This is a genomic window from Pseudomonas sp. TWI628 (assembly GCF_039673865.1).
Taxonomy (GTDB): Bacteria; Pseudomonadota; Gammaproteobacteria; order Pseudomonadales; family Pseudomonadaceae; genus Aquipseudomonas.
The window spans coordinates 104,900-131,126 of sequence record NZ_JBDJMM010000016.1 but is presented as its reverse complement, the minus strand read 5'-3'; the positions used below and the strand labels follow the sequence as shown (position 1 = coordinate 131,126).

Genomic DNA, 26,227 nt, shown 5'->3' with positions numbered 1-26,227 from the left:
ACCGCCCCGGCTTCGTCGTTTCTGCTATTCAAGAATTCTGCCTGGGAGGCTGCAATGCGTTGGGGAACCTACTTTGCCGTGCTGGCGTCGGTGCTCAGTGTCGGGCTCGCGCTCGGTGTGAGCATGCCGCTGGTGTCTCTGCGCCTTGAGGCCTGGGGCTACGGTGGGTTCGCCATCGGTGTGATGGCGGCGATGCCGGCGCTGGGCGTGCTGCTCGGAGCCAGCCTGGCCAGCCGCCTGGCCGGCTGGGTCGGCGTACCCTCGGCGATGCGCCTGTGCCTGTGGGGTGGGGCGCTGTCCATTGGCCTGGTAGCGCTGCTGCCAAGCTACCCACTGTGGCTGGCCCTGCGTTTGCTCATCGGCATGTCGCTGACCGTGGTGTTCATTCTTGGCGAAAGCTGGATCAACCAGCTGGTGGTCGAGCAGTGGCGCGGTCGCCTGGTGGCGCTGTACGGTAGCAGCTACGCCTTGAGCCAGCTGGCCGGGCCACTGGTGCTGGGCTTCCTCGGTTCCGCCGATGACTTCGGCTTCTGGGCCGCGACCGGCCTGCTGCTGCTGGCGCCGTTACTGTTGTTGGGCCGCGGTGGTGCACCGAGCACCGAGGCCTGCAGCGTGACCTTCGGCGACCTGTTCGCCTTCTGCCGGCGTTTGCCGGTGATCGCCTGGGCTGTCGCCTTGTTCGCCGCCTTTGAGGCAATGATTCTGACGCTGTTGCCGGTGTATTGCCTGCAGCAGGGCTTCACTACCGAAATTGCCTTGTTCATGGTCAGCACCGTGGTGGTAGGCGATGCGGTGCTGCAGCTGCCGATTGGGGCGCTGGCCGACCACATGTCGCGGCAATCGCTGTTCACCGGTTGTGCGGTGACCTTGATGGTTTCTAGCCTGGCGATTCCGTTGCTGCTCGATACGCCGGTGATCTGGCCTCTGTGGGTGTTGTTCGGCGCCAGCGCCGGCGGCCTGTTCACCTTGTCGCTGATTTTGATCGGCGAGCGCTACCGCGATGATGCCTTGGTGCGGGCGAATGCGCATGTGGCGCAGCTATGGGGTATCGGTTGCCTGCTCGGCCCATTGCTGGCCGGCGCGGGGAGCCAGTGGGTCAGTGGCCATGCACTGCTCTGGCTGATGGCGGCGGGGGCGGCCGGCCTGGTGGTACTGACCCGCAGGCGCGGAGCGTTCGAGCCAGCCTCGGCCTGAACCTACAACATCTTCTCCAGGCCGACGGCCTTGCTGATCCAGGCATTGAACCGCCGCCAGATGCCACCCGGCTCTGAGGTCAGCATGAGCCGTTGGCCATTGTCCTCGGTCGCCCAGACCAGCTTGTCGCCCACCAGCTTCACCTGATAGCTCAACGCCGGCGCCATGCCCTGCTGGGCCAGCTCGCGGGTGTATTCGGCCAGCTCCGGGCTGTCCACCAGCACGCCGACCTCGGTGTTCCACAGCACCGAGCGGGGGTCGAAGTTGAACGAGCCGATGAAGGTCTTGCGCCGGTCGAACACGATGGCCTTGGTGTGCAGGCTCGAGTCGGAGCTGCTGCCATGGAAGCTCAACCGTGCTGGCGTCGGGTCACCCGGCTGACGACGCAATTCGAACAGCTGTACGCCGTGCTCGAGCAGCGCACGGCGGTAGGGTGCATAGCCGCCATGCACCGCGGGCACGTCGGTGGCCTCCAGCGAGTTGGTCAGCAACTTCACCGAAGCCCCGGCGTCGGCCCGGCCGGTCAGGTACAGCAGGCCCGGCTCGCCCGGTACGAAATACGCCGACATCAGGATCAGCTCGCGCTGCACGCTGGCCAGGTCCGGTGCCAGTTGCTGGCTCAGCAGCAAGTGTGGGTCGGGCTCATCTTCGGCCAGCACCTTGCTCGGTGCATCCCATAGTGCCTGGGCGTGGGCCCAGATCAGCTCGTTGCGCCATACATCCAGGCGCGGCTGCGTCTGATAGGACATGAGCCGGTCGTACAAAGCCTGGCGCTGGACCCGCGCCTGGGCCAGGGATACTTCCAGGCGCTGGCGGCTGGCGCGCAGGTCGTCGGCGTCCGGGGGTTGCCAGAGGAAGTCGGTGATCGGCCGGCTCAGGGCGCTGTTCCAGTACTGGTCGAAGCTGTGCCCCAGTTGCTCGGCCACCGGGCCGACACCGAGCAGGTCGATGTCGGTGAAATTGAGGTTGGGTTCGGCATCGAAGTACTCGTCACCCAGGTTGCGCCCGCCGACGATGGCCATGCTGTTGTCCACCAGGAACAACTTGTTGTGCATGCGCCGGTGCTGGCGCGACAGGTTGAACAGGCGGCCGACAGCACGTGTCGCGCCGGTACTGCGCCCCAGGTGCAACGGGTTGAACACGCGGATCTGGATATTCGGGTGGGCATCGAGGGTGCCCATGATGGTGTCCAGGCCATCACTGGTGGTGTCGTCGAGCAGGATGCGCACGCGTACGCCGCGGTCGGCTGCACGCAGCAGTTCGTGCACCAGGGCGCGGGTGCTCAGGCCATCGTGGACGATGTAGTACTGCAGGTCGATGCTCGCCTGGGCGTTGCGGATCAACTCGGCACGGGCGCGGAAAGCCTCGTTGCTGTTGGGCAGCAGGCGAAAGCCTGAGCGCCCGTCATAGGGCGCGGCCTGGCGCAGCACCGAACGGCCGAAGGCCGATTCGCTGGCGGGTAGCGCCTGGCTGGTTTCGCGGGGCGTGCCGACGCTGGCGCAGCCATTGAGGCCGAGCAGCAGCATCAGCAGCAGAGGCAAGGCTCGCTGGAGGCTCAAGGGTGGATCGTCCTGTACGGCAAAGCGCTAACGGGTTGGACTACGAAAGGCGGCGCAAAGTTACGCCTCGGTGTGGTCTTCATCCAGTAGACGAAGGGCGGTTTCACCGACCTTGCGCACGGCCGCTTCGATCTGCGACGTTGGCCGCGCGGCGAAGTTCATGCGCAGGCAATGGCGGAACTTGCCCGAGGCCGAGAAGATGCTGCCCACGGCAATCTGCACACCCTGCTCCAGTAAAGCGCGGTTCAGCCGCAGCGTATCGAAATGTTCGGGCAATTCCACCCACAGCATGAAGCCGCCCTGGGGCCGGCTGACCCGAGTGCCGGGCGGGAAATACCGGGTCACCCAGTCGCTCATCAGGTCGCGGCCACGCTGGTACTGGCTGCGCATGCGCCGCACATGGGGCTGGTAGTGGCCGGCGGCGATGAAGTCGGCGATCGCCAGTTGCGGCTGGCTGGCGGTGCTGCCAGTGCTGATGTACTTCATGTGCAGCACCCGTTCCAGGTAGCGGCCGGGGGCGACCCAGCCGATGCGCAGGCCCGGGGCGAGGGTCTTGGAAAACGAACTGCACAGCAGCACGCGGCCGTCATCATCGAACGACTTGAGGGTGCGCGGGCGTGGGTAGGTGTAAGCCAGGTCGCCATACACATCGTCTTCGAGGATTGCCACATCGTAGCGCTGGGCCAGGCTCAGCAGGGCCTTCTTGCGCGCCTCGGGCATGATGTAGCCGAGCGGGTTGTTGCAGCTCGGGGTGATCTGGATGAGCTTGATCGGCCATTGCTCCAGCGCCAGCTCCAGGGCTTCGAGGCTGATACCGCTGACCGGGTCGGTAGGAATCTCCAGGGCCTTCATGCCCAGGCCCTTGAGGGTCTGCATGGCACCGTGGAAGCTCGGCGAGTCGACCGCGACGATATCGCCCGGCTCGCACACTGCGCGGATGCTGCACGACAGCGCCTCGTGGCAGCCGGTGGTCACCACCAGGTCGGCCGGGCCCAGACGGCAGCCGGAGTCGAGCATCAGCCGGGCGATCTGCTCGCGCAGGCCCAGGTTGCCGTGGATGTTGTCGTAGTACAGGCCCGGCATATCCTGGCGCCGGCTCAGCTGGGCGAGGCTGCGCAGCAGCGGCTTGAGGGTCGGGCTGTCGATGTCGGGCATGCCGCGGCCAAGCTGAATCACGTCCTGGCGTGGGGTGCTGCGTATCAGTTCGAGTACCTGTTCCCATTGCGAGATATCCACCGGGCGTTGGGCCGGGCGGCTGACTGCGGGCAGGGCAGGGAGGTGGCGGTGGTCGCTGACGAAGTAGCCGGACTTGGGGCGTGGCGAGACCATGCCGCTGTCTTCGAGCATGCGGTAGGCCTGCTGTACGGTGCTCAGGCTGACGCCGTGCTCCACGCTCAGGGCGCGTACCGATGGCAGGCGTTGGCCGGGGCGGTAGAGGCCTTGTTCGATGCGCGCACCGAGCAGTTCGGCGAGGTTCAGGTAGAGGGTCACGGCATACTCCTACGCTTCTTGTAGGAAGCGACCAGTACAGTTGCGTGGAAAATACAGCATTCAGGCGTCAGACGGCCAATTCTGTATGGGAATAATAAGCCTGTATTGGGTCTGTATTGCCGGGCCTGTCGCCGCGCATGCTTTCTCTACGGTTACACACTGAATGGGAGAGAGCAGCGATGGGTGGCATGAGCGATGTGCGCTTGCAACTGTTGGCCAAGGAACTGGACGCCGGGCAGCAGACCAAGGTTTTCAACGCACCGGCAGGGCTCGGGCGTTGGGGGCTGATGCTGCATCGCTGGCACACCCGCCGGGCCCTGCTGCAGCTGGATGATGAGCAGCTGCGGGATATCGGGCTGAGCTGGGAGCAGGCGCGTACCGAGGGGCGCAAACCCTTCTGGAGAGACTAGGAATCCGGGGCCTCAAACCAGCTCTTTGAGCCGATGCCAGAGCATCCCCAGGGCCAATATTGGCGAGCGTAGGTGCTTGCCGCCGGGGAAGGTGACGTGCGGCACCTTGGCGAACAGGTCGAAACGCCCGCTTTCCTGGCCGCTGATGGCTTCGCCCAGCAGGCGTGCGGCCAGGTGGGTGGCGTTGAGGCCGTGGCCCGAGTAGGCCTGGGCGTAATAGACATTCGGCTGGCTGGCCAGGCGGCCGACCTGTGGCAGGCGGTTGGCGCCAATGCCGATCATGCCGCCCCACTGATAATCGATGCGCACGTCTGCCAGCTGTGGGAACACCTTGAGCATCTTCGGCCGCATGTAGGCCGCGATGTCCTTGGGGTCGCGCCCGGAATAGTGGCAGGCACCGCCGAACAGCAGGCGGCGGTCGGCCGACAGGCGATAGTAGTCCAGCGCCACGCGCTGGTCGCACACGGCCATGTTCTGCGGCAGCAACTGATGGGCGCGTTCTTCGCTGAGTGGCTCGGTGGCAATGATGTAGCTGCCGGCTGGCAGCACCTTGCCGCCCAGCTCGCGGTTGAGGTCGTTGTGGTAGGCGTTGCAGCACAGCACCAGGGTCTTGGCCCGCACCCGGCCCTGGGCGGTGTGCACCTGCACTTCAGGGCCGTAGTCGATGCGCGTGACCTCGGACTGCTCGAACAGCTTGACGCCCAGGCGACTGGCCACAGCCGCCTCACCCAGGGCCAGGTTGAGTGGGTGCAGGTGGCCCGAGCCCATGTCGATCAGGCCGCCGACATAGCTATCGGAGCCCACCACGCTGTGCATGTCGTCCTTGCCGACCAGGCGCAGTTCGTGGCGGTAGCCCAGGCTGCGCAGTTCATCGGCATCCTCGGCAAAGCCCTTCAGCTCGTCGGGTTTGTTGGCCAGGTCACAGTAGCCCCAGGTCAGGTCGCAGGCGATGGCGTGGCGCTCGACCCGTTCGCGGACGATCTCCACCGCTTCCAGGCCCATCAGCCTCATGCTGCGTACGCCTTCCTCGCCGATCACCGGAACAAACTGCTCCAGGCCGTGGCCGACGCCGCGAATCAGCTGGCCGCCATTGCGCCCGCTGGCGCCCCAGCCGAGCTTGCGCGCTTCCAGGAGGATCACCGAGAAGCCGCGCTCGGCCAGTTCGATGGCCGTGTTCAGCCCCGAATAGCCCCCGCCGACGATACACACGTCAGCGCTGTGCTCACCTTGCAGGAAGGAATGGTCCGGGTGGGGCGCGCTGCTGGCGGCGTAATAGGAGGCGGCGTGCTGCGCGCTGTGGATCATGGGCGAAGTCCTGTTGCTGTGTTGAAAGTGGCAGAATAAGCCGTGGCCTGATAATTGGCCTTATAATTCAGCCTGATTTAAATTTCATTTGTTTATCCGGCCATGTCCTGCAACCGTCACAAGATCCACTTCCTGCGCGAACTCATTCCTTCATTCGAATGCGAGCCCGGCTGCCACGACTGCTGCGGCCCGGTCACCACTTCGTCCGAAGAGATGGCCCGCCTGCCGCGCAAGACCCAGGCCGAACAGGACGCCGCGCTAGAGCACCTCAACTGCGTGCACCTGGGCCCCAACGGCTGCACCGTCTATGAAGAACGGCCGATGATCTGCCGCCTGTTCGGCACCACGCCACGCATGGCCTGCCCGCGCGGTCGTGGCCCGGACCCGATGATCGAGCCCGAAGCCGAGCAACTGGTCCACCAGTTCATTGCCAGCACTCGCCAGGTGCTGGTCTAGCCTCAGTCCGGGATAGGCAGGCAGAGGCTCTCTTTCACCTCTTCCATCACGATGTAGCTCTTCGACTCGCGCACGTGTGGCAGTTTCAGCAGGATGTCGCCGAGCAGCTTACGGTACGAGGCCATTTCCGAAATGCGCGCTTTCACCAGGTAGTCGAAGTCGCCGGACACCAGGTGGCACTCCAGCACATGGGGCAGCTTGAGCACCGCACGGCGGAACTCCTCGAAGGTGTCGCCGGACTTGTAGTCCAGGCTGATTTCCACGAACACCAACAGGCTGCCCTTGAGGTGCTGCGGATTCAGCCGGGCGTTGTAGCCCATGATGATGCCCTCGCGCTCCAGGCGGCGTACGCGCTCGGTGCAGGGGGTGGTGGACAGCCCGACTTTCTCGCCCAGTTCGGTGAAGGAAATTCGCCCGTCATTCTGCAGGATGCGCAGGATGTTGCGGTCGATCTTGTCCAGTTCACGCTTGCTCTGGTGCTGGGTTCTCATAGGGGATGCCCCTCCGTGAAAGGCGATTTTGCCGAGAATTCTCGCCAATAATAGGCTTTTATATAGTGAATTGCACTGGTCTCAGATTCTTATACTGCGCGCATCAATGCCATATCAACAAAATAGCGGTGCGCCGCGTGCGAGGGATGAACGATGCGAGTATTGGTACTTGGTAGCGGTGTGATCGGTACCGCCAGTGCCTATTATCTGGCCCGGCAAGGCTTCGAGGTGACCGTGGTCGACCGCCAACCGGCAGTGGCCCTGGAAACCAGCTTCGCCAACGCAGGCCAGATCTCGCCCGGCTATGCCTCGCCCTGGGCCGCCCCAGGCGTGCCGCTGAAAGCCATCAAGTGGCTGCTGGAGCGCCACGCGCCCCTGGCCATCAAGCTGACCGGTGATGTCGACCAGTACCTGTGGATGGCGCAGATGCTGCGCAACTGCACCGCCAGCCGCTACGCGGTGAACAAGGAGCGCATGGTGCGCCTGTCCGAGTACAGCCGTGACTGCCTCGACGAGCTGCGTGCCGAAACCGGTATTGCCTACGAAAACCGTAGCCTGGGTACTACCCAGCTGTTCCGCACCCAGGCCCAGGTGGACGCCGCGGCCAAAGACATCGCCGTGCTCGAACAGTCTGGCGTGCCTTACGAGCTGCTCGACCGCGATGGCATCGCCCGTGTCGAACCGGCCCTGGCCGGGGTGAAAGACATCCTTGCTGGTGCCCTGCGCCTGCCCAACGACCAGACCGGCGACTGCCAGCTGTTCACCACCAAGCTCGCTGAAATGGCCGTGAATCTGGGTGTGGAATTCCGCTTCGGTCAGGACATCCAGCGCCTGGACTTCGCCGGTGACCGCATCAACGGCGTATGGATCGACGGCAAGCTGGAAACCGCCGATCGCTATGTGCTTGCCCTGGGCAGCTACTCGCCGCAGATGCTCAAGCCACTGGGCATCAAGGCTCCGGTGTATCCGCTCAAGGGTTACTCGCTGACCGTGCCGATCACCAATGCCGACATGGCGCCGACCTCGACCATTCTCGACGAGACCTACAAGGTTGCGATCACCCGTTTCGACAACCGCATCCGCGTGGGCGGCATGGCTGAAATCGCCGGTTTTGACCTGTCGCTGAACCCGCGTCGACGTGAAACGCTGGAGATGATCGTCAACGACCTTTATCCTCGCGGCGGCGACCTGAGCCAGGCCAGCTTCTGGACCGGCCTGCGCCCGGCGACCCCGGACGGTACGCCGATCGTGGGTGCCACCGCGTTCCGCAACCTGTTCCTCAACACCGGTCACGGTACGTTGGGCTGGACCATGGCGTGCGGTTCCGGCCGCCTGCTGGCCGACCTGATTGCGCGCAAGAAGCCGCAGATCAGCGCCGAAGGCCTGGACATCTCCCGGTATGGCAACAGCCCGGAAGTCGCCAAGCACGGCCAGGCCGCGCCTGCCCACCAGCAGTAAGGTCGCCTGTACCGGCCTGTTCGCGGCTAAAGCCGCTCCCACAGGTGTGTGCGATCCCTGTAGGAGCGGCTTTAGCCGCGAAGAGCCCAACACCGTTTTCAACCTGTGAATCACCATAAGGCAGCCGCCATGCGTCCCGCCCGCGCCCTGATCGACCTGCAAGCCCTCCGCCATAACTATCGCCTGGCCCGTGAACTGTCCGGTGCCAAGGCCCTTGCCGTGGTCAAGGCCGACGCCTACGGCCATGGTGCCGTGCGTTGTGCCCTGGCCCTGGAGCCCGAAGCCGACGGCTTTGCTGTGGCCTGCATCGAAGAAGCGTTGGAGTTGCGCGCCGCCGGCATCAAGGCCCCGGTGCTGCTGCTTGAAGGTTTTTTCGAAGCCAGCGAGCTGGCGCTGATCGCCGAGCACGACCTGTGGTGTGTGGTGCATTCGCTGTGGCAGCTCGAAGCCATCGAGCAGACCCAGGTGCACAAGCCGCTGACCATCTGGCTCAAGCTCGACAGCGGCATGCACCGTGTCGGCCTGCACCCCAAGGACTACCACAACGCCTACCAGCGCCTGCTGGCCAGCGGCAAGGTTTCGCGCATCGTGCTGATGAGCCACTTTGCCCGCGCCGACGAGCCGGAGGCCGACGCCACCGCCCAGCAGATCGCCGTGTTCAACGCTGCCCGCGAAGGCCTGGCCGCCGAATGCAGCCTGCGTAATTCGCCCGGCGTACTGGCCTGGCCGCAGGCCCCGAGCGACTGGGTGCGCCCAGGCATCATGCTGTACGGCGCCAGCCCTTTCGAAGCCGACCAGCCCCAGGCCGCACGCCTGCAGCCGGTGATGACCCTGCAATCGCGCGTCATCAGCGTGCGCGAGTTGCCTACCGGTGAGCCGGTAGGCTACGGTGCCAAGTTCGTCAGCCCGCGCCCGACCCGCGTTGGTGTGGTCGCCATGGGCTATGCCGACGGCTACCCGCGCCACGCGCCCACTGGCACGCCGGTGATGGTCGCCGGCAAGCGTAGCCAGCTGATTGGCCGCGTGTCGATGGACATGCTCTGCATCGACCTCACCGACGTGCCCGAAGCCACTGTCGGCAGCCCGGTCGAGCTGTGGGGCAAGCAGGTGCTGGCCAGTGATGTGGCCATGCAGGCTGGGACCATTCCCTACCAGATCTTCTGCAACCTGAAACGCGTGCCGCTGGACTATTACGGCGAATAAGGCGCCGAAGCGGACAGCTTGAGGGGCGGTGTGTTGTAAATACTGAACGGCATTGCCATGATATCGTTCACATTCACCCCGCCATCTCACCGTTTCAGGAGGCGCAAGCTTTGGACGTCGGCGAACGACTGCAAGCCATCCGCAAGCTCAAGGGCCTGTCCCAGCGGGAACTCGCCAAGCGCGCGGGGGTGACCAACAGCACCATCTCGATGATCGAGAAGAACAGCGTGAGCCCCTCGATCAGCTCGCTGCGCAAGGTGCTTAGCGGCATCCCCATGTCGATGGTCGAATTCTTTTCGGTGGAGCTGGAGGCCGAAAGCCCGGCACAGATCGTCTACAAGGCCCATGAGCTGATCGACATCTCCGACGGCGCAGTGACCATGAAGCTGGTCGGCAAGTCGCACCCCAACCGCGCTATCGCCTTCCTCACCGAGGTCTATCCACCGGGTGCCGACACCGGCGCCGAGATGCTCACCCATGATGGTGAAGAAACCGGCATCCTGCTCGAGGGCAAGCTCGAACTGGTGGTGGGCAACGAGATATTCGTCCTCGAAGCGGGCGACAGTTATTACTTCGAAAGCACTCGCCCGCACCGCTTCCGCAACCCGTTCGACGCGCCTGCGCGGCTGATCAGCGCGGCTACCCCTTCGAACTTTTGATCCAGCGCAGTGCATTGCTTCGGCAATACCCCTTTCCTGAGTAGGGTCGTTCCACGGTTTCCGGGTTCCCGCTATACTTTTCAACGCTCGCATTACCGTGGCCGCGGGCGTGATTAGCCACCATGAGGGTGTTCGCGTGAACCAAATCAAGAAGATGCTGGCCGTACCAGCAGCCGTATTCGCCCTTTGGGCAATGAGCGCAACCGCAGCGACCAACGATGAGCTTGCCAAACGCCTTGAGCCGGTCGGCCAGGTATGCGTGCAGGGCCAGGAATGCAAGGGCATGGAAGTGGCCGCCGCAGCAGGCGGCGGTGGGGCCAAGACCCCGGATGAGGTGATTGCCAAGCATTGCAACGCCTGCCACGGTACCGGCTTGCTGGGGGCACCGAAGATTGGCGATACGGCCGCGTGGAAAGAGCGCGCTGACCATCAGGGCGGCCTGGACGGGATTCTGGCCAAGGCTATTACCGGCCTGAACGCCATGCCGCCAAAGGGCACCTGCGCGGACTGCTCGGATGATGACCTGAAAGGGGCCATCAAGAAGATGTCCGGGCTTTGAGCCCCAGATGAATTGCACAAGGCCCGCCTTCTTTGGCGGGCTTTGTTTTTGGGTTGCCTGTGCCGGCCCTTTCGCGGCTAAAGCAACCAACCCCCTTGAGGCCATGTCCAACCCCTGACCCCATGGAAGATTCAGGAGGCCCCGATGCACCTCTGCTCCATCGACCAGGCAGTAGAGCATGTTCTCTCCCGCCTGCCAGCCCACATCCACATGGGCCTGCCGTTGGGCCTGGGCAAACCCAACGCGTTCGTCAACGCATTGTACGCTCGGGTCCGCGAACTCCCTGAGCGTCAACTGACCATCTATACCGCCCTGTCCCTGGGCTGCCCACCCCTGGGCGACGGCCTGCAACGGCGCTTCCTTGAACCCTTCGTCAAGCGCGTGTTCGCCGACTACGAAGAGCTCACCTACCTCGCCGACCTGCGCAACGACAGCCTGCCGCCGAACATCCGCGTCGAGCAGTTCTTCATGCAACCCGGCAGCCTGCTGCACAGCGAAACCGCCCAGCAGGACTACATCAGCAGCAACTACAGCCACGCCGCGCGTGACATCAACGCCAAGGGCCTGAACCTGGTCGCCCAGCTGGTCGCTGCCACGCCGGACAAGCCCGTTCACCTGAGCCTGGCCTGCAACCCCGACATCACCCTCGACCTGCAGCCGATGATCGCCAAGCGGCGTGCGGCAGGGGAAACCATCCTCATGCTCGGCCAGGTTCACAGCGAGTTGCCCTACATGCCGGGCGATGCGGAGCTGCCGATTGATGCGTTCGACCTGTTGATCGACGAAGCGGAGCAGCGCCGGCTGTTTTCTACCCCGAATATGCCGGTCACCACCCAGGACCACTGCATCGGTTTGCATGCAAGTTCGCTGGTGCGCGATGGCGGCACCCTGCAGATCGGCATTGGCGCCATGGGTGATGCGCTGGCGGCAGCGTTGCTGGCGCGCCAGGGCGACAACGAGGGCTACCGGGCTTTGCTCGACGAGCTGGAGGTTGGCCCTTGGCAGGCGCTGATCGAGCGAGAAGGGGGGCTGGAGGCCTTTGCCCAAGGCTTGTACGGCTGCAGCGAAATGTTCGTCAACGGCCTGTTGGCGCTGGCCGAGGCGGGTGTGGTGCGGCGCCCGGCGGATGAGCAAGGTGTGCTGGTGCATGGTGGCTTCTTCCTCGGTCCGCAGGCGTTCTACCAGCGTTTGCGCGAGATGCCGCTGGAGCAGCGTGCCCGTTTCGCCATGACCCGCATCAGCTTCATCAACGAACTGTACGGGCAGGAAGACCTCAAGCGCCGCCAGCGCCGCGATGCGCGCTTCGTCAACACGGTGTTCGGCATGACCCTGCTCGGCGCCGGGGTAGCCGACCAGCTGGAAGACGGGCGGGTGCTCAGCGGGGTGGGCGGGCAGTACAACTTCGTCGCCCAGGGCCATGCGCTGGAGGGCGGGCGCTCGATCCTGCTGCTGCGCAGCTGGCGTGAGGCGGGTGGTGAGGTGACTTCCAACCTGTTCTGGAACTATGGCCACTGCACCATTCCCCGGCACCTGCGCGATATCGTGGTGACCGAGTACGGGATCGCCGACCTGCGTGGGCAGACCGACAGCGAAGTGATTGCGCGGCTGTTGGCGGTGAGTGATTCGCGGTTCCAGGGTGAATTGATGGAGCAGGCCAAGCGTGCCGGCAAGCTGGCGCGCGACTTTCAGCTGGATGCGCGGTTTACCGACAATACGCCTGAGCGGCTGGAAGCGATCAAGGCGCGTCATGGGCGGTTGTTCCCGGAGTATCCGTTGGGTACGGATTTCACGGCAGAGGAACGCGACCTGTTGCGGGCGCTGAACTGGTTGAAGAGCAAGTTCAAGCTGGGCGAAGTGTTGGAGCTTGGCAAGGCGGCACTGGAAGCGCCGGGGCCGGAGGGGTATGAGGCGCACCTGGTGCGGATGCAGCTGGAGAAGCCGAAGGGGTTGAAGGAAGAGCTTTACCAGCGGTTGTTGCTGGCGGGCTTGCAGGCCGCAAAACCAACCTGAAGGCACACCGTCCTCTGTGGGAGTGGGTTTACCCGCTCCCACAGAGATCGCGTGTGGGCTTACTCGATGAAGCTGACCACACCGCCTTCCAGCGACTTCACCCGGGCCAGCGATTCAACGCGGTAGCCCTGGCTGTCCAGCTCGGCACGGCCGCCCTGGAACGACTTCTCGATGACGATGCCCAGGCCGGCAACGGTCGCACCGGCCTGCTTGATGATCGAGATCAGCGCCTGCGACGCCTTGCCGTTGGCCAGGAAGTCGTCGATCACCAGCACGCGGTCACTGCTGTTGAGATGGCGCGGCGAGATGGCCACGGTGTTCTCGGTCTGCTTGGTGAAGGAGTACACCGAGGCGGTCAGCAGGTTCTCGGTCAGGGTCAGCGACTGGTGCTTGCGCGCGAAGATCACCGGTACGCCCAGCTTCAGGCCGGTCATCACCGCCGGGGCGATGCCCGAGGCTTCGATGGTGACGATCTTGGTCACGCCGGCATCGGCGAACACGCGGGCGAATTCGTCACCGATCAGCTGCATCAGCGCCGGGTCGATCTGGTGGTTGAGAAACGCGTCGACTTTGAGAACCTGATCGGAAAGCACGATGCCTTCTTCGCGAATCTTCTGATGCAGTGCTTCCACTGTGTATTCCTCGATGTAACAAAGGTGGCCGCTAAAAGCGGCAGAGTTAAAGAGTAATGGTTGATCAGCGTTTGAGCATCGCCCGGATATCGGCCAGGGCGTTGTTGCCGCGTGCGGCCTTCACCTCGACCGGCGCGTCGTCCAGGCCTTCCCAGGCCAGGTCGTCCGGTGGCAGTTCGTCGAGGAACCGGCTTGGCGTGCAGTCGATGATCTCGCCGTACTGCTTGCGCTTGGCGGCGAAGGTGAAGGCCAGGGTCTGGCGCGCGCGGGTGATGCCCACGTAGGCCAGGCGGCGTTCCTCTTCGATGGTGTCGGCCTCGATGCTGGAGCGGTGGGGGAGGATTTCCTCCTCCATGCCCATGATGAACACGTAAGGGAATTCCAGGCCCTTGGAGGCGTGCAGGGTCATCATCTGCACACCTTCGGCGTTTTCTTCCTCTTCCTGCTGGCGCTCCAGCATGTCGCGCAGCACCAGCTTGCCGATGGCGTCCTCGATGGTCATGTCACCCTCTTCGTCCTTCTCGAGGGTGTTCTTCAGCGCTTCGACCAGGAACCAGACGTTGCTGATGCGGAACTCCGCCGCCTTGTCGCTGGCGGTCTGCTGGCGGATCCAGTTCTCGTAGTCGATGTCGCGGATCATCTCGTGCAGCGCGGCAATCGGGTCTTCCAGGGCGACCTTGTGGCGCACCCCGTCGAGCCAGTGCTTGAAGCGCTGCAGGCGCTCGGTGTAGCGGGCATCCAGGTGCTCGCCCAGGCCCAGCTCCTCGCTGGCGGCGTACATCGAGATGCCACGCTCGGTGGCGTAGTTGCCGAGCTTTTCCAGGGTGGTCGAGCCGATTTCCCGGCGCGGCACGTTGATCACCCGCAGGTAGGCGTTGTCGTCGTCCGGGTTCACCAGCAGGCGCAGGTAGGCCATGAGGTCCTTGACCTCCTGGCGGCCGAAGAAGCTGTTGCCGCCCGACAGGCGATACGGCACCTGGTGGTGCTGCAGCTTCAGTTCGATCAGCTTGGCCTGGTAGTTGCCGCGGTAGAGGATGGCGAAGTCGCTGTACGGGCGGTTGGTGCGCAGGTGCAGGGTGAGGATCTCCATGGCCACGCGCTCGGCCTCGGCGTCCTCGTTCTTGCAGCGGATCACGCGGATCTCGTCGCCTACGCCCATCTCGCTCCACAGCTGCTTTTCAAACGCGTGCGGGTTGTTGGCGATCAGCACGTTGGCGCAGCGCAGGATACGGCTGGTGGAGCGGTAGTTCTGTTCGAGCATGACGATCTTCAGGGAGGGGTAGTCCTCCTTGAGCAGCATCAGGTTCTCGGGGCGCGCGCCACGCCAGGCGTAGATCGACTGGTCGTCATCGCCCACCACGGTGAACTGGTTGCGCATGCCGATCAGCATCTTCACCAGCAGGTACTGGCTGGCGTTGGTGTCCTGGTATTCGTCCACCAGCAGGTAGCGCACGCGGTTCTGCCAGCGCTCCAGCACTTCAGGATGCTCCTGGAACAGCTTGACCGGTTGCAGAATCAGGTCGTCGAAGTCCACGGCGTTGAACGCCTTGAGCGTGCGCTGGTAGTGGGTGTAGACGATGGAGGCGGTCTGCTCGCGCGGGTTGCGCGCTTTTTCCAGGGCTTCGGCGGGCAGGATCAGGTCGTTCTTCCAGGCACCGATCATGTTCTTGATCTCGTCGATGCCGTCGTCGCCGGAGTATTCCTTCTGCATGATGTCCGACAGCAGCGCCTTGATGTCGGACTCGTCGAAGATCGAGAAGCCTGGCTTGTAGCCCAGGTGCTGGTGCTCCTTGCGGATGATGTTCAGGCCCAGGTTGTGGAACGTGCACACCGTCAGGCCCCGGCCTTCCCCCGGACGCAACAGGGTGGCGACCCGCTCCTTCATCTCGCGGGCGGCCTTGTTGGTGAAGGTCATCGCCACGATGTACTGAGCACGGATACCGCAGTTCTGGATAAGGTGGGCAATCTTGCGCGTGATCACGCTGGTCTTGCCGGAGCCCGCACCGGCGAGCACCAATAGAGGGCCGCCGACGTAGTCACGGGCTTCCTGTTGCCGGGGATTGAGTCGGGACATGCTAGAAACCGGGGGTCGCCAGAAAATAGCCGCGCATTCTAACAGGCATGGGCCACTTGTGGCGCGACCGTCTGACGTTTGAGTCAGACTTTTGTTCAGGGATAAGCATTAGCGAAACTAATGCTATTCACCGAAAAAATCGTAATTGCCGGTTGGACGACTTTCCCGCAGGATGCACGTCAAAATGCGACGGGAGGCACTGTAGGCAAAGGATATGTCTAAAAGTGAAAATCATTTTCATTTATGCAGTAGCATGTCCGACATCCAACGCTATACCTTTCGAGCCTTTAAGGAGCCCGCTTGTCCACGCCTGTCGAACCTCTGCGTTTGCTGCTGTTGGCTGATGAGCCGGAATGGGCCGCCTTGCTACGCGAGTGTCTGCTACCGCTGGACGGTACCGCAGTACTGCTGACCGCGCCGAACTGGGCGGCGGTCGATACCCTGTTCAGCAATGACCGCCAGGCCGTGGTGCTGGCAACGCCGGCGTTGCAGCCCGCGCCTGGGCGCTGTGAGCTGCCGACCATCCTGCTGCTCGACCATGAACCAGACACTTCGCCCACGGGCGTCAGTGACTGGCTGGTACGCGACCAGCTCAACGTCGATGCCCTGCGCCGTTCGTTGCGCCATGTGCGTGAGCGCGGTGTGTTGGTGGCCACCTTGCAGCGCCTGGCCGAGCAGGACCCACTGACCGGCATCGCCAATCGCCAGGGTTTCCAGGCCCTGCTGACCACGCGCCTGGCAGAGAACGAAGGCCGCGGCGTGGCCCTCGGCCATCTGGACCTGGACAACTTCCGCCATGTCAATGACGCCCTCGGCCATCAGTGCGGCGACCGCCTGATCCTGCAGGTGGTGGCGCGCCTCAAGCAGCAGCTGGAGGCCGGTGACCAGCTGGCGCGCCTGGGCAGCGACGAATTCGCCCTGCTGATCGACACCCGCCGCGATGCCAACCGCGCCGAATGGATTGCCGAACGCATCGTCGAGGCGCTGGCCGAACCCTATTGGATTGATGGCGAAAGCCTGTTGCTCGGCTGCAGCCTGGGCCTGGCCCACGCCCGTGCCCAGGGCGGGCCCGACCCGTTGATGTGGCATGCGCACATCGCCATGCGCCAGGCCAAGGGTAGCCAGGGCTGCACCTTCCACGTGTTCAACGAACGCATCAACCGCAATGCACGCAGCCTGGCCGACCTCGAAAGCGAGCTGCGCCGGGCGCTGCGCCGCGACGAACTGGAGCTGCACTACCAGCCGCGGCTGAACCTGGCCGATGGGCGCATCGTCGGCCTTGAGGCCCTGGTGCGCTGGCGCCATGCCGAGCGCGGCCTGCTGCCGCCCAGCGAGTTCGTGCCGCTGGCCGAACAGAGCGGGCTGATCGTGCCGCTGGGCTACTGGGTGATTTCCCGTGCCCTGCGCGACATGCAGGCGCTGCGCGAGCAGGGGCTTGCGCCGCTGCACATGGCGGTGAACCTGAGCTTCCGCCAGTTCCAGGACAGCCAGTTGCTGGCCACCCTGAGCCGGCTGATCATCGAGCACGGTGTGGATGCCCGTTGGCTGGAATTCGAACTGACCGAAACCGCGGTAATGCGCCGCAACGAACTGGTGCGCCAGACCATGGATGCCCTCGGGCGGCTGGGGGTGCGTTTCTCGCTGGACGACTTTGGTACCGGCTTCTCGTCGTTCGTGCACCTGAACAGCTTGCCGATCACCTTGCTCAAGGTCGACCGCAGCTTCGTCGCCGGGATGGAAATGCGCGAAGAGAACCGCAAGCTGGTGCACGCCATGATCAACCTGGCGCACAACCTCAACCTGGAAGTGGTGGCCGAAGGCGTGGAAAGCCAGGAGCAGATGGACTTGCTGCGCGGGTTTGGCTGCGACCAGGTGCAAGGGTTCCTGGTCAGCAAGCCGCTGCCGGTGGGGGAGTTGATCGATTACTTGCTGCAGGCGTCTGACCGCCCCCTCGAAGTCGCCCTCTAGGGCCTCTTCGCGGCGGTTCGACGCCGCGAAGGGCCCTCAAGTCAGGCCGAAACAGCAGCCCCAACCCCGGCCTTGCCCAGCAACCGCTTCATCCGCCACTCGAAGCCAATGGTCAGTGCCACCGCCGCGCAGGCCAGCCCCAACGCCAGCCCCCACCATACCCCCACCGCCCCGCCACCCAGGGTAAAGGTGAACAGCCAGGCACTCGGCGCTCCCACCAACCAGTAGCAGCACAGCCCGATCAGGAACGTGGTCTTGGCGTCCTTCAAGCCGCGGATCGAGCCCATGGCAATGGTCTGCATGCCATCGAACAGCTCGAACCACGCCGCCACCATCAGTAGCTGCACCGCCAGTTGATAGATCGCGGTAAAGCCCGGGTCGTCACGGTCGATGAACAGCCCCACCAGCGCCTCCGGCATCAGCAGGAACAACGCCGCAAAGGCAAACATGATTGTTGCCCCGAAACCGATCCCCACCCGCCCGGCGCTGCGTGCGGCCAACAGGTTGCCGGCGCCGTAGTACAGGCCCACACGCATGGTCACCGCATACGACAGCCCGGTCGGCACCATGAACGCGGTGGAGACGATCTGCAGGGCAATCTGGTGCGCTGCCAGTTGCGTGCTGCCCAGCACGCCCATGCACAGCGCGGCGAAGGCGAACAGCCCGACTTCCACCATGTAGGTGCCGCCAATCGGCAGGCCCAACCGCCACAGCTCGCGCAGGGCCGGCAGCGAAGGGCGCGACAGCCCTTTGCGCAGTGGGTAGGCGGCATAGGCCGGGTGCCAGCGGATGTAGAGCGCCAGGGCGATGGCCATGCCCATCGACACCACCGCAGTGACCAGGCCGATACCCATCAGGCCCAGCTTGGGCAAGCCGAACATGCCTTCGATCAGGGCGACGTTGAACAGGTAGTTGAGCACCGTGCCAACCAGGCTGATGACCATCACCGGGGTCGAGCGCCCCAGCGCGCTGGTGAAGCCGCGCAGGGCCATGAAAGTCAGGTAGCCGGGCAGGGCGAGTGGCAGCAGGGTGAGGAACTCGGCGGCCGAGTCGACGTTCTCCGGCTGCTGGCCGAACAGCAACAGCACCGGCTTCAGGTTCCACAGCACCAGTGCTGCCAGCAGCGCCAGGCCCCAGGCCAGCCACAGGCCGTTCTGCGCAAGGCGGGTAGCACCCTCGATGTCGTTGGCGCCCTTGCGAATGGCCACCAGCGTACCGACCGCGGCGATCACGCCCAGGCAGAAGATCGACACGAACGAATAGCTCGCCGCGCCCAGCCCGCCGCCGGCCAGGGCCTGCGGGCTGATGCGGGCCATCATCAGGGTGTCGGTGAGCACCATCAGCATGTGCGCCAACTGCGAGGCGATCAGCGGCCCGGCCAGGCGCAGCAAAGCCTTGAGTTCGGTGGTGGGCGCGACATGCATGGGTGTAGTCCTTGTGCCTGATCCTGTGAGCGAGGGACGATTCTGAGGCTTCGGTCAACTTTGCACAAAAGGATAAATGCGATGGTTGGCATGAGTTGAACTCATGTATGTATGATTCTGTGCATTCCATTCCACCCCCGGATGCCAGGTGCCCATGTCCCGTCAGCTGCCCCCCTTGTATGCACTGCGCGCATTCGAAGCGGCTGCGCGGCTGAGTTCGTTCACCCGTGCCGGTGAAGAGCTGTCGATTACCCAGAGCGCGGTCAGCCGGCATATCCGCACCCTCGAAGAGCATTTCGCTTGCCGGCTATTCGTGCGCAGCGGCCGCAGCCTGCAGCTGACCGAGGCGGCCAGGGTGCTGCTGCCCGGCGTGCGCGAAGGCTTCGCTGCACTGGAACGCGCCTGCGATACCTTGCGCGGGGAAGATGACATCCTGCGCATGAAGGCGCCGTCGACCCTGACCATGCGCTGGCTGCTGGCGCGGCTGAGCCGTTTCCGCCATTTGCAGCCGGGCAACGAGGTGCAACTGACCAGCGCCTGGATGGATGTCGACCATGTGGACTTCAACCAGGAGCCGTTCGATTGCGCGGTGTTGCTCAGCGACGGGGTGTTTCCGGCGGACTGGGAGGTGCGTCGGTTGTTTTCCGAGCTGTTGATCCCGGTGGGCGCGCCAGACCTGTTGAAGGAGGGGCCGTGGGATGAGCGGCGGCTGGCGGGTATCGAGCTGCTGCACCCCACCCCCGACAAGCGTGACTGGCGCGAATGGCTGGAGCGCATGGGGCTCAGCGACAAGGTGTCGCTCAAGGGCGGGCAGGTGTTCGACACCCTGGAACTGGGCATGATCGCGGCGGCGCGGGGGTATGGCATTTCAATGGGCGACCTGCTGATGGTCGCCGAGGATGTGGCTCAGGGGCGCCTGAGCTTGCCCTGGCCGACGGCGGTGCCCAGCGGCATGGATTATTACCTGGTGTGGCCGCGGACCCGGCCGGGTGGCGAGCGGTTGCGGCGCTTGAGTGTGTTTCTGCAGGAAGAAGCCGCAGCGGTAGATCTGCCCGCCGTGGAAATCCTGCCGACTCTCTGACTGCCGGCGCCAGGGCCGGTACAGGAATGCGAAAACGTTTGCGAATACCCCGGTCCGACACTCAAGTATTCAAGTGCGACGCCGATCTAGTGGTACCAGCGTCTCGGAAGAGGGCGCGCTTCCCGTCTCAACAAGCGGGTGGTCAGCGTGATCAGGACGATCCGGGCCTCTTGCCAGGAGCTTCTTCATGTCTCAACCGCGTGCCCGAATTGCCTCGCAACTCGGTGTCGCCCTCGCCATCGTGCTGGCGCTGGTGATTTCCGGCAGTACCCTGTTCGCCCTGCGTGCGCTGGACGACGCCAACCTCGCCACCCGCCAGGCCCACCTGGCCAGTGAAGCGCGACTGCTGGCCGACCAGCTCGATACCTTCCACGGTTCGCTCAAGGACAACACCCAGCGCCTGAGCGGCCTGTTCGAGCGCCGCTTTGCCTCGGGCCTGTCGCTGCATGCTGGCGAGACCGTGCAGGTCGCCGGCCAAAGCACGCCCGCCCTGTACCTGGGAGATCGGCTGCTGAACAACGATTTCCAGGTGGTCGACGAATTCCAGCAGATGACCGCTGGCATCGCGACCCTGTTCGTGCGCAGCGGCGATGACTTCGTGCGGATCAGCACCAACCTGAAGAAGCAGGACGGTACCCGCGCCATCGGCACCCAGCTTGACCGCCAGCACCCGGCCTACACCAAGCTACTGGCCGGGCAGATGTACGTCGGCCGCGCCGTGCTGTTCGAACGCAACTACATGACCCGCTACGTGCCGGTCAGCGACAGCAGCGGCCGGGTGATCGCGGTATTGTTTGTCGGCTTCGACTACACCGACGCGCAGAACGCCCAGTTCGCCAACCTCAAGCGTTTCCGCATCGGTGCAACCGGCTCGTTGGCCATTCGCGATCAACAGGGCCAATGGCTGGTGCCGCCGGCCAATGCCGACCAGGACTTGTTCAGCGCCAGTGCGCCGTTCGCCGAGGGCCCCTGGACCGTGGTCGCCAGCATGCCCAAGGCGGAGATCCGCGAGGTGACCTGGAGCGTCGGCCTGCGCCTGGCCATCGGCAGCCTGTTGGCGATGCTGCTGGCGGTGGCTGCCACCCTGTGGCTGCTGCGCCGCAAGTTGCGGCCGCTGGATGACCTGGTGCGCCAGGCCGAGGCACTGGGTGCCGGCGACCTGAATGCGCGCCTGAGCGTGACCAGCCATGACGAGATCGGCCAGCTGGCCCGCAGCTTCAACAAGATGGGCGAAGCGCTGGCGACCATGGTCGAGCACATCCGCAGCGCCTCCGAGCAGGTCAGCAGCCGCGCGCGGTCGCTGTCCGGGTTGTCTACCGGTGCCTGTGAAGGCATGGACCAGCAGTCCGGCGAGATCACCAGCATGGCCGGTGCGGTGGAGGAGTTCAGCGCGACCTCGATGAACATCGCCGACAACATGGCCGGTACCGAGCGCATGGCCCGCGTCAACGCGCAGCAGACCCGCATCGGCCGCAGTGCCATGGATGAAGCGTCGAGTTCGCTGCGGCAGATTGCCGAAGCGCTGGGCGGCACGGCCACGGTGATGGACAGCCTCGGTGCGCGTTCGCAGGAGATCGGCGGCATCATCAGCGTGATTACCGCGATTGCCGAGCAGACCAACCTGCTGGCGCTGAACGCCGCCATCGAGGCAGCGCGGGCTGGTGAGCAGGGCCGTGGCTTTGCCGTGGTCGCGGATGAGGTGCGCGGGCTGGCCGCGCGCACGCGCCAGGCTACCGATGAGATTTCCGGGATGATTACCAGCATCCAGCAGCAGACCGGGCACGCCATCCATACCCTGGAGCAGGGCAACCAGCTGATGCAGGAAGGGCTGGCGCGCAACGACAAGGTCGCCGAAGCGCTGGCGCGGATCGATGAGCAGAGCCGTACGGCGGGTGAGCAGTTTGCCGTGATCAGCACGGCGACTCAGGAGCAGAGCAGCACGGCCACTGTGCTCAGCCGTAACCTGCAGAGCATTGCCCAGGCCAACAGCGAGCAGCGTGATGTGGCCAATGAGCTGGCCTTTACCGCGCGGGAGCTGGAAGGGTTGGCGGCGCAACTGCGCCAGGAAGTGGACCGCTTCCGCTGAGACCGCTGGGGGCGCAAAGCGCCCCCGGCAATCCTGAGGCTTACATCGAACCGAGGTTCAGCGCCTGGGCACAGGCCTGCAACGAGCGCCGCTCGCTCTGCGCGTACAGCGCCAGCTCATCCTGCACCTGCAGCCCCAGCGCCGCTTCGAACGCCTCACGGTTGGCATTGCTGCCGTACTCGGCCTGGCCTTCATCCCCCAGGTTCGACTGGAAGATCCCCGCCGCACTCACTGGCAGGAAGTCCTCGTACACCAGCGCCTCGAAGTGCACATGGCCAGCCGCGATCAGGTCTTCCAGCCGGGTCGGGCGATCCGCTTGCTCACGCGCCGCCAGGCCCTGCTCGGTGGCGAAGTAACGGAAATACGCCAACCCTTGCTCACGCATCTGCGCCAGGTCATCCGGAAACTCAGCGAAGCTTTCCTGCAGCAGCGCCATGTAGCGTTCGGCATTGGCCTCGACCGGCGCGCCACCCAAGGCGGCGCGGGTGGCGTCGAGCAGCTTGTCGTACAGCTGGCGGCCTTTCGGCGTCAGTGCTGCACCGCGTTGTTCGATCTCGCCGAAACGTGCGGTATGGCTACCCTGGTGATCGCTGAACGCAACCTTCTCCTGCAGTGCCTTGAAGCTGGTCTGGCGCAGCAGGATCGGGTGACGGCGGGTGGGCGGGCCTTCGACCACGGCCTTCGGCGGAATGCCCTTGGCCGGCATGCCGAGCTGGATCGCGTCGATGTCCAGGGTGCGTGGGGTCAGGTGGTTGATGTGCGGGCCTTTGAAGGCCACCACGTCGGCGATCAGGCGGTGCTGGTCATGCAACTGCTGATACTGCTCGGCGGTGACCGTGGCGTCCTGGTGCCAGCGGAAGGTATGCAGTGCTTCGCGGACGAACTCGTCGGCATCGGCTGCGTTCAGGCCGCCATCGCGCTCGGATTGGGCAATCAGTTCGAGTGCGCGCGCGGTGAAGATCTGGCGCTTGGCCAGGATGCCCTGCGCCAGTTCGCGCAGTGGCAGGTTGTCGATCAGCTCCAGGCGCAGCAGCGAGGTGAACACACGGAACGGGCTGACGTGCAGCGATTGTTCATGCACGGCGCGGAACGCGGTGGAGTGCACCGGCACGCCGGCTGAGCTGAGGTCGTAGTAGCCGACCGGCGCCATGCCCATCACCGCGAACAGGCGGGCGATGGTCGCCAGCTCTTCGGCGGTGCCGACGCGGATGGCGCCGTGGCGTTCCTGGTCCAGGCGCTCGATCTCGCCGGTCCAGCGCAGGGCCTCAGCCACCTTGGGCTGATCGGCCAAGACCTGCTGGTTGATTTCGCTCACCAGCTCCAGCAGCGTGCCGTACAGCGGCACTTCCTGTTTGTACATGAGCGACATGGCGGCAGAGAACTGCGCGCGGATGCTGTCGGGGCTGACGAAATCGTGGGCGGGCATCGCTAGCTTCCTGGTTAGGTTCGGACGCTTACATGAAAGCTGGGAATGCACTTGGCTCACAAGCGAAAAAAAGTGAGTCAGTCATTCCATTTTTGATCGACCTCAAGGGCCTTTTCGCGGGCACGCCCTCAAGTCGATAGCTGCTCGCGAATCCACTCCACCAACGCCCGCACCTTGGGCACCTCCGCCGCATGCTCGGCATACGCCAGGTAATGTTTGCCGGCACTGGGCATCGCATGATTCCACGCAATCACCAAGCTACCCTCAGTCAGCTCTTTAGCCACCAGATACCGTGGCACCAACGCCACCCCACAGCCGGCCTGCGCCGCACTCAATGCCATATAGAACGTATCGAAGCGCGGTCCATGGTAGGCACTGACACTGTGCAACCCCAGTTCCAGGAACCACTCATGCCAGGCCTCCGGGCGCGACGTGCTCTGCAGCAACACCATGTCCGCCAACTCACCGGCATCCCCCAGCTTGCGCCCGGCCAGCAACTCCGGCGCGCACACCGGCACCACCTCTTCGCCGAACAGCTCCACGCAGGTTGCCCCCGGCCAGGTGCCCTGGCCATAGAAGAACACCACGTCCGCCGAGCCCTGCAGCAAAGCGAACGGTTCCATTTCGTTGCGGATGTCGAGGTGGATGTTCGTGTGCCGTTTGCCGAAGCCCTTGAGGTGCGGGATCAGCCAGCGCACGCCAAAACTCGGTTGAGTGGCTACCTTCAATATCTCGGTCTGCTCGCCGTAGGTGAGCACGTAGCGGCTGGACATGTCGACCTGGGTGAGGATCTTGTTGACCTCGGCCAGGTACAGGCTGCCAGCGGGGGTAAGTTGCAGGCGCCGGCGGATACGCAGGAACAGGTGGTGGCGCAGCATCTCTTCGAGCTGCGCCACCTGCTTGCTGACCGCGCTCTGGGTCAGGTGCAGTTCTTCGGCGGCACGGGTAAAGCTCAGGTGACGGGCTGCAGCTTCGAAGCACTGCAGGGCGGTCATGGAGGGCACCAGGCGTTTGGACATAGCGGTCTCTGCGGCTCAAATCATTACCTGACGGAATGATATGCGGAATAAAGGTCGTTTGTTGCACCGGTGTGATCGGATTAATACTGATCCACATCATTTTTCCACCCCATCACCCGATGTAGGAGAAGCACAAATGGTTGCTGGATTGCTCGAGCGCCTTGGCGTTGCTGCCGAGGCTTACACCCAGGGCGACTACCCTGTTCACACGCCGATCGACGGCAGCCAGATCGCCTCGGTGAAATTGCTCGGCAAAGCCGAGACCATCGCCCGCATCGATCAGGCCCAGAGCGCCTTCGAAGCCTGGCGCAGCGTGCCGGCCCCGCGCCGTGGCGAGCTGGTGCGCCTGTTTGGCGAAGTGCTGCGTGAGCACAAGGCCGACCTCGGCGAGCTGGTCTCGATCGAAGCTGGCAAGATCACCCAGGAAGGCCTGGGCGAAGTGCAGGAAATGATCGACATCTGCGACTTCGCCGTCGGCCTGTCGCGCCAGCTGTACGGCCTGACCATCGCCTCCGAGCGCCCGGGCCACCACATGCGTGAAACCTGGCACCCGCTGGGCGTGGTCGGCGTGATCAGCGCCTTCAACTTCCCGGTTGCGGTATGGGCCTGGAACACCGCACTGGCCCTGGTGGCCGGTAACTCGGTGGTGTGGAAGCCTTCCGAGAAGACCCCGCTGACCGCCCTGGCTTGCCAGGCGCTGTTCGAGAAAGCCCTGAAAGCCTTTGGTGAAGCCCCGGCTGGCCTGGCGCAGCTGGTGATCGGCGGCCGTGAAGCTGGCGAAGCCATGGTCGACGACCCACGTGTACCGCTGGTCAGCGCCACCGGCAGCACCCGCATGGGTCGTGAAGTCGGCCCACGCGTTGCGGCCCGTTTCGGCCGCAGCATTCTGGAGCTGGGTGGCAACAACGCCATGATCCTGGCCCCGAGCGCCGACCTCGATCTGGCCGTGCGCGGCATCCTGTTCTCCGCTGTCGGCACCGCCGGCCAGCGCTGCACCACCCTGCGTCGCCTGATCGTGCACCGCTCGATCAAGGACGAAGTGGTTGCCCGCGTCAAAGCCGCCTACGGCAAAGTGCGCATCGGTGACCCACGCAAGGACAACCTGGTTGGCCCGCTGATCGACAAGCAGTCGTTCGACGCCATGCAGGGCGCACTGGCCAAGGCCCGTGACGAGGGAGGTCAGGTATTCGGGGGCGAGCGTCAGCTGGCCGAGCAGTATCCGAACGCCTACTACGTCACCCCGGCCATTGCCGAGATGCCTGCGCAAAGCGACGTGGTGCGCCACGAGACCTTCGCGCCGATCCTCTACGTGCTGGCCTACGACGACTTCGAAGAGGCCCTGCGCCTGAACAACGAAGTGCCACAAGGCCTGTCGTCGTGCATCTTCACCACCGACATTCGCGAAGCCGAGCGCTTCCAGAGTGCTACCGGCAGCGACTGCGGCATTGCCAACGTCAACATCGGCACCAGCGGCGCCGAGATTGGCGGTGCGTTCGGTGGCGAGAAGGAGACGGGCGGTGGTCGTGAGTCCGGTTCCGATGCCTGGAAAGGCTACATGCGTCGTCAGACCAACACCGTGAACTACTCGCGCGAGCTGCCGCTGGCGCAGGGTATCGTGTTCGATTGATGATCGCAGACGGGGGCTTTGCCCCCGTTTCGCCGGCAAGCCGGCTCCCACAGGGAACACTCAGGCTCCAGGCTTGTGAGCTCCCTGTGGGAGCT

The 26,227-nt window shown here is 64.4% G+C and carries 21 protein-coding genes; 12 read left to right on the top strand and 9 right to left on the bottom strand.

Features of this window, described 5'->3' with window-relative positions; all coding sequences use genetic code 11:
- The first annotated feature begins 54 nt into the window (after positions 1 to 54).
- On the top strand, positions 55 to 1,194 hold the full coding sequence (locus ABE528_RS14585; protein ID WP_346653336.1) for an MFS transporter: 1,140 nt from the start codon (positions 55 to 57) through the stop codon (positions 1,192 to 1,194).
- A 2-nt stretch (positions 1,195 to 1,196) separates the two neighbouring features.
- On the opposite strand, the gene ABE528_RS14580 is transcribed toward ABE528_RS14585, so the two are convergent.
- Both ABE528_RS14580 and ABE528_RS14575 read right to left on the bottom strand, forming a co-directional pair.
- Positions 1,197 to 2,753, bottom strand: a complete 1,557-nt coding sequence (locus tag ABE528_RS14580) for a phospholipase D family protein (RefSeq protein WP_346653335.1) — start codon at positions 2,751 to 2,753, stop codon at positions 1,197 to 1,199.
- Positions 2,754 to 2,813: 60 nt separating this feature from the next.
- Positions 2,814 to 4,244 (bottom strand): PLP-dependent aminotransferase family protein, encoded by a 1,431-nt coding sequence (locus ABE528_RS14575; protein WP_346653334.1) that lies wholly within the window; start codon positions 4,242 to 4,244, stop codon positions 2,814 to 2,816.
- Positions 4,245 to 4,423: 179 nt separating this feature from the next.
- On the opposite strand from ABE528_RS14575, the gene ABE528_RS14570 reads away from it, so the two are divergent.
- On the top strand, positions 4,424 to 4,654 hold the full coding sequence (locus tag ABE528_RS14570) for a DUF1127 domain-containing protein (protein WP_152959043.1): 231 nt from the start codon (positions 4,424 to 4,426) through the stop codon (positions 4,652 to 4,654).
- A 12-nt stretch (positions 4,655 to 4,666) separates the two neighbouring features.
- Here ABE528_RS14570 and ABE528_RS14565 read toward each other — a convergent pair whose 3' ends face one another.
- The gene (locus ABE528_RS14565; protein ID WP_346653333.1) at positions 4,667 to 5,959 is read right to left on the bottom strand and encodes an FAD-binding oxidoreductase; all 1,293 of its coding nucleotides are present in this window, start codon (positions 5,957 to 5,959) and stop codon (positions 4,667 to 4,669) included.
- Positions 5,960 to 6,061: 102 nt separating this feature from the next.
- Here ABE528_RS14565 and ABE528_RS14560 point away from each other — a divergent pair, with 102 nt between their 5' ends.
- Positions 6,062 to 6,415: a YkgJ family cysteine cluster protein gene (locus ABE528_RS14560; protein ID WP_110639854.1), complete on the top strand. Its 354-nt coding sequence runs from the start codon at positions 6,062 to 6,064 to the stop codon at positions 6,413 to 6,415.
- A gap of 2 nt (positions 6,416 to 6,417) precedes the next feature.
- Here the strand turns inward: ABE528_RS14560 and dadR are convergent, their stop codons facing one another.
- Positions 6,418 to 6,906: a transcriptional regulator DadR gene (dadR, locus tag ABE528_RS14555; protein ID WP_003258963.1), complete on the bottom strand. Its 489-nt coding sequence runs from the start codon at positions 6,904 to 6,906 to the stop codon at positions 6,418 to 6,420.
- A 153-nt stretch (positions 6,907 to 7,059) separates the two neighbouring features.
- Between dadR and dadA the strand changes: the two genes are divergently transcribed.
- From dadA to ABE528_RS14530, 5 genes are all read left to right on the top strand, one after another.
- Positions 7,060 to 8,364, top strand: a complete 1,305-nt coding sequence (dadA, locus tag ABE528_RS14550) for a D-amino acid dehydrogenase (protein ID WP_346653332.1) — start codon at positions 7,060 to 7,062, stop codon at positions 8,362 to 8,364.
- A gap of 129 nt (positions 8,365 to 8,493) precedes the next feature.
- Positions 8,494 to 9,567, top strand: coding sequence for an alanine racemase (alr, locus tag ABE528_RS14545; protein ID WP_346653331.1), 1,074 nt, complete (start codon positions 8,494 to 8,496; stop codon positions 9,565 to 9,567).
- Between the two features lie 110 nt (positions 9,568 to 9,677).
- Positions 9,678 to 10,226, top strand: a complete 549-nt coding sequence (locus tag ABE528_RS14540) for a cupin domain-containing protein (RefSeq protein WP_152959047.1) — start codon at positions 9,678 to 9,680, stop codon at positions 10,224 to 10,226.
- A 154-nt stretch (positions 10,227 to 10,380) separates the two neighbouring features.
- The gene (locus ABE528_RS14535) at positions 10,381 to 10,785 is read left to right on the top strand and encodes a c-type cytochrome (protein ID WP_152959102.1); all 405 of its coding nucleotides are present in this window, start codon (positions 10,381 to 10,383) and stop codon (positions 10,783 to 10,785) included.
- 144 nt (positions 10,786 to 10,929) lie between these two features.
- Positions 10,930 to 12,795 (top strand): acetyl-CoA hydrolase/transferase C-terminal domain-containing protein, encoded by a 1,866-nt coding sequence (locus ABE528_RS14530; RefSeq protein ID WP_346653330.1) that lies wholly within the window; start codon positions 10,930 to 10,932, stop codon positions 12,793 to 12,795.
- Between the two features lie 59 nt (positions 12,796 to 12,854).
- Here the strand turns inward: ABE528_RS14530 and ABE528_RS14525 are convergent, their stop codons facing one another.
- Positions 12,855 to 13,427 carry a xanthine phosphoribosyltransferase gene (locus ABE528_RS14525; protein ID WP_346653329.1) on the bottom strand — a complete coding sequence of 191 codons (573 nt, stop codon included), beginning with the start codon at positions 13,425 to 13,427 and terminating at the stop codon, positions 12,855 to 12,857.
- A gap of 64 nt (positions 13,428 to 13,491) precedes the next feature.
- Positions 13,492 to 15,501 carry a DNA helicase Rep gene (gene rep / locus ABE528_RS14520; RefSeq protein WP_346653328.1) on the bottom strand — a complete coding sequence of 670 codons (2,010 nt, stop codon included), beginning with the start codon at positions 15,499 to 15,501 and terminating at the stop codon, positions 13,492 to 13,494.
- A 300-nt stretch (positions 15,502 to 15,801) separates the two neighbouring features.
- Here rep and ABE528_RS14515 point away from each other — a divergent pair, with 300 nt between their 5' ends.
- Positions 15,802 to 17,469, top strand: coding sequence for a bifunctional diguanylate cyclase/phosphodiesterase (locus ABE528_RS14515; RefSeq protein WP_152959050.1), 1,668 nt, complete (start codon positions 15,802 to 15,804; stop codon positions 17,467 to 17,469).
- Positions 17,470 to 17,510: 41 nt separating this feature from the next.
- Here ABE528_RS14515 and ABE528_RS14510 read toward each other — a convergent pair whose 3' ends face one another.
- Complete coding sequence (locus ABE528_RS14510) at positions 17,511 to 18,893, bottom strand: NorM family multidrug efflux MATE transporter (protein WP_346653327.1); 1,383 nt, start codon at positions 18,891 to 18,893, stop codon at positions 17,511 to 17,513.
- A 154-nt stretch (positions 18,894 to 19,047) separates the two neighbouring features.
- On the opposite strand from ABE528_RS14510, the gene ABE528_RS14505 reads away from it, so the two are divergent.
- Together ABE528_RS14505 and ABE528_RS14500 are read left to right on the top strand one after the other, a co-directional pair.
- Entirely contained in the window at positions 19,048 to 19,974 is a 927-nt protein-coding gene (locus tag ABE528_RS14505; RefSeq protein WP_346653326.1) for a LysR substrate-binding domain-containing protein, read from the top strand.
- Positions 19,975 to 20,161: 187 nt separating this feature from the next.
- Positions 20,162 to 22,060 (top strand): methyl-accepting chemotaxis protein, encoded by a 1,899-nt coding sequence (locus tag ABE528_RS14500; RefSeq protein WP_346653325.1) that lies wholly within the window; start codon positions 20,162 to 20,164, stop codon positions 22,058 to 22,060.
- A gap of 40 nt (positions 22,061 to 22,100) precedes the next feature.
- On the opposite strand, the gene ABE528_RS14495 is transcribed toward ABE528_RS14500, so the two are convergent.
- Both ABE528_RS14495 and ABE528_RS14490 read right to left on the bottom strand, forming a co-directional pair.
- Complete coding sequence (locus ABE528_RS14495) at positions 22,101 to 23,486, bottom strand: VOC family protein (protein ID WP_152959054.1); 1,386 nt, start codon at positions 23,484 to 23,486, stop codon at positions 22,101 to 22,103.
- A 128-nt stretch (positions 23,487 to 23,614) separates the two neighbouring features.
- A complete protein-coding gene (locus tag ABE528_RS14490; RefSeq protein ID WP_346653324.1) occupies positions 23,615 to 24,505 on the bottom strand; it encodes a LysR family transcriptional regulator in 891 nt (296 codons plus the stop codon).
- Between the two features lie 136 nt (positions 24,506 to 24,641).
- On the opposite strand from ABE528_RS14490, the gene ABE528_RS14485 reads away from it, so the two are divergent.
- On the top strand, positions 24,642 to 26,132 hold the full coding sequence (locus ABE528_RS14485; RefSeq protein WP_152959056.1) for an aldehyde dehydrogenase family protein: 1,491 nt from the start codon (positions 24,642 to 24,644) through the stop codon (positions 26,130 to 26,132).
- Positions 26,133 to 26,227 lie beyond the last annotated feature (95 nt).

Coding starts and splice junctions, on each gene's coding strand:
- ABE528_RS14570 (WP_152959043.1), top strand. CDS start 4,424: ATGGGTGGCATGAGCGATGTGCGCTTGCAACTGTTGGCCAAGGAACTG.
- ABE528_RS14565 (WP_346653333.1), bottom strand. CDS start 5,959: ATGATCCACAGCGCGCAGCACGCCGCCTCCTATTACGCCGCCAGCAGC.
- ABE528_RS14585 (WP_346653336.1), top strand. CDS start 55: ATGCGTTGGGGAACCTACTTTGCCGTGCTGGCGTCGGTGCTCAGTGTC.
- ABE528_RS14485 (WP_152959056.1), top strand. CDS start 24,642: ATGGTTGCTGGATTGCTCGAGCGCCTTGGCGTTGCTGCCGAGGCTTAC.
- ABE528_RS14510 (WP_346653327.1), bottom strand. CDS start 18,893: ATGCATGTCGCGCCCACCACCGAACTCAAGGCTTTGCTGCGCCTGGCC.
- ABE528_RS14535 (WP_152959102.1), top strand. CDS start 10,381: ATGCTGGCCGTACCAGCAGCCGTATTCGCCCTTTGGGCAATGAGCGCA.
- dadA (WP_346653332.1), top strand. CDS start 7,060: ATGCGAGTATTGGTACTTGGTAGCGGTGTGATCGGTACCGCCAGTGCC.
- ABE528_RS14495 (WP_152959054.1), bottom strand. CDS start 23,486: ATGCCCGCCCACGATTTCGTCAGCCCCGACAGCATCCGCGCGCAGTTC.
- ABE528_RS14505 (WP_346653326.1), top strand. CDS start 19,048: ATGTCCCGTCAGCTGCCCCCCTTGTATGCACTGCGCGCATTCGAAGCG.
- ABE528_RS14560 (WP_110639854.1), top strand. CDS start 6,062: ATGTCCTGCAACCGTCACAAGATCCACTTCCTGCGCGAACTCATTCCT.
- rep (WP_346653328.1), bottom strand. CDS start 15,501: ATGTCCCGACTCAATCCCCGGCAACAGGAAGCCCGTGACTACGTCGGC.
- alr (WP_346653331.1), top strand. CDS start 8,494: ATGCGTCCCGCCCGCGCCCTGATCGACCTGCAAGCCCTCCGCCATAAC.
- ABE528_RS14500 (WP_346653325.1), top strand. CDS start 20,162: ATGTCTCAACCGCGTGCCCGAATTGCCTCGCAACTCGGTGTCGCCCTC.
- dadR (WP_003258963.1), bottom strand. CDS start 6,906: ATGAGAACCCAGCACCAGAGCAAGCGTGAACTGGACAAGATCGACCGC.
- ABE528_RS14490 (WP_346653324.1), bottom strand. CDS start 24,505: ATGTCCAAACGCCTGGTGCCCTCCATGACCGCCCTGCAGTGCTTCGAA.
- ABE528_RS14530 (WP_346653330.1), top strand. CDS start 10,930: ATGCACCTCTGCTCCATCGACCAGGCAGTAGAGCATGTTCTCTCCCGC.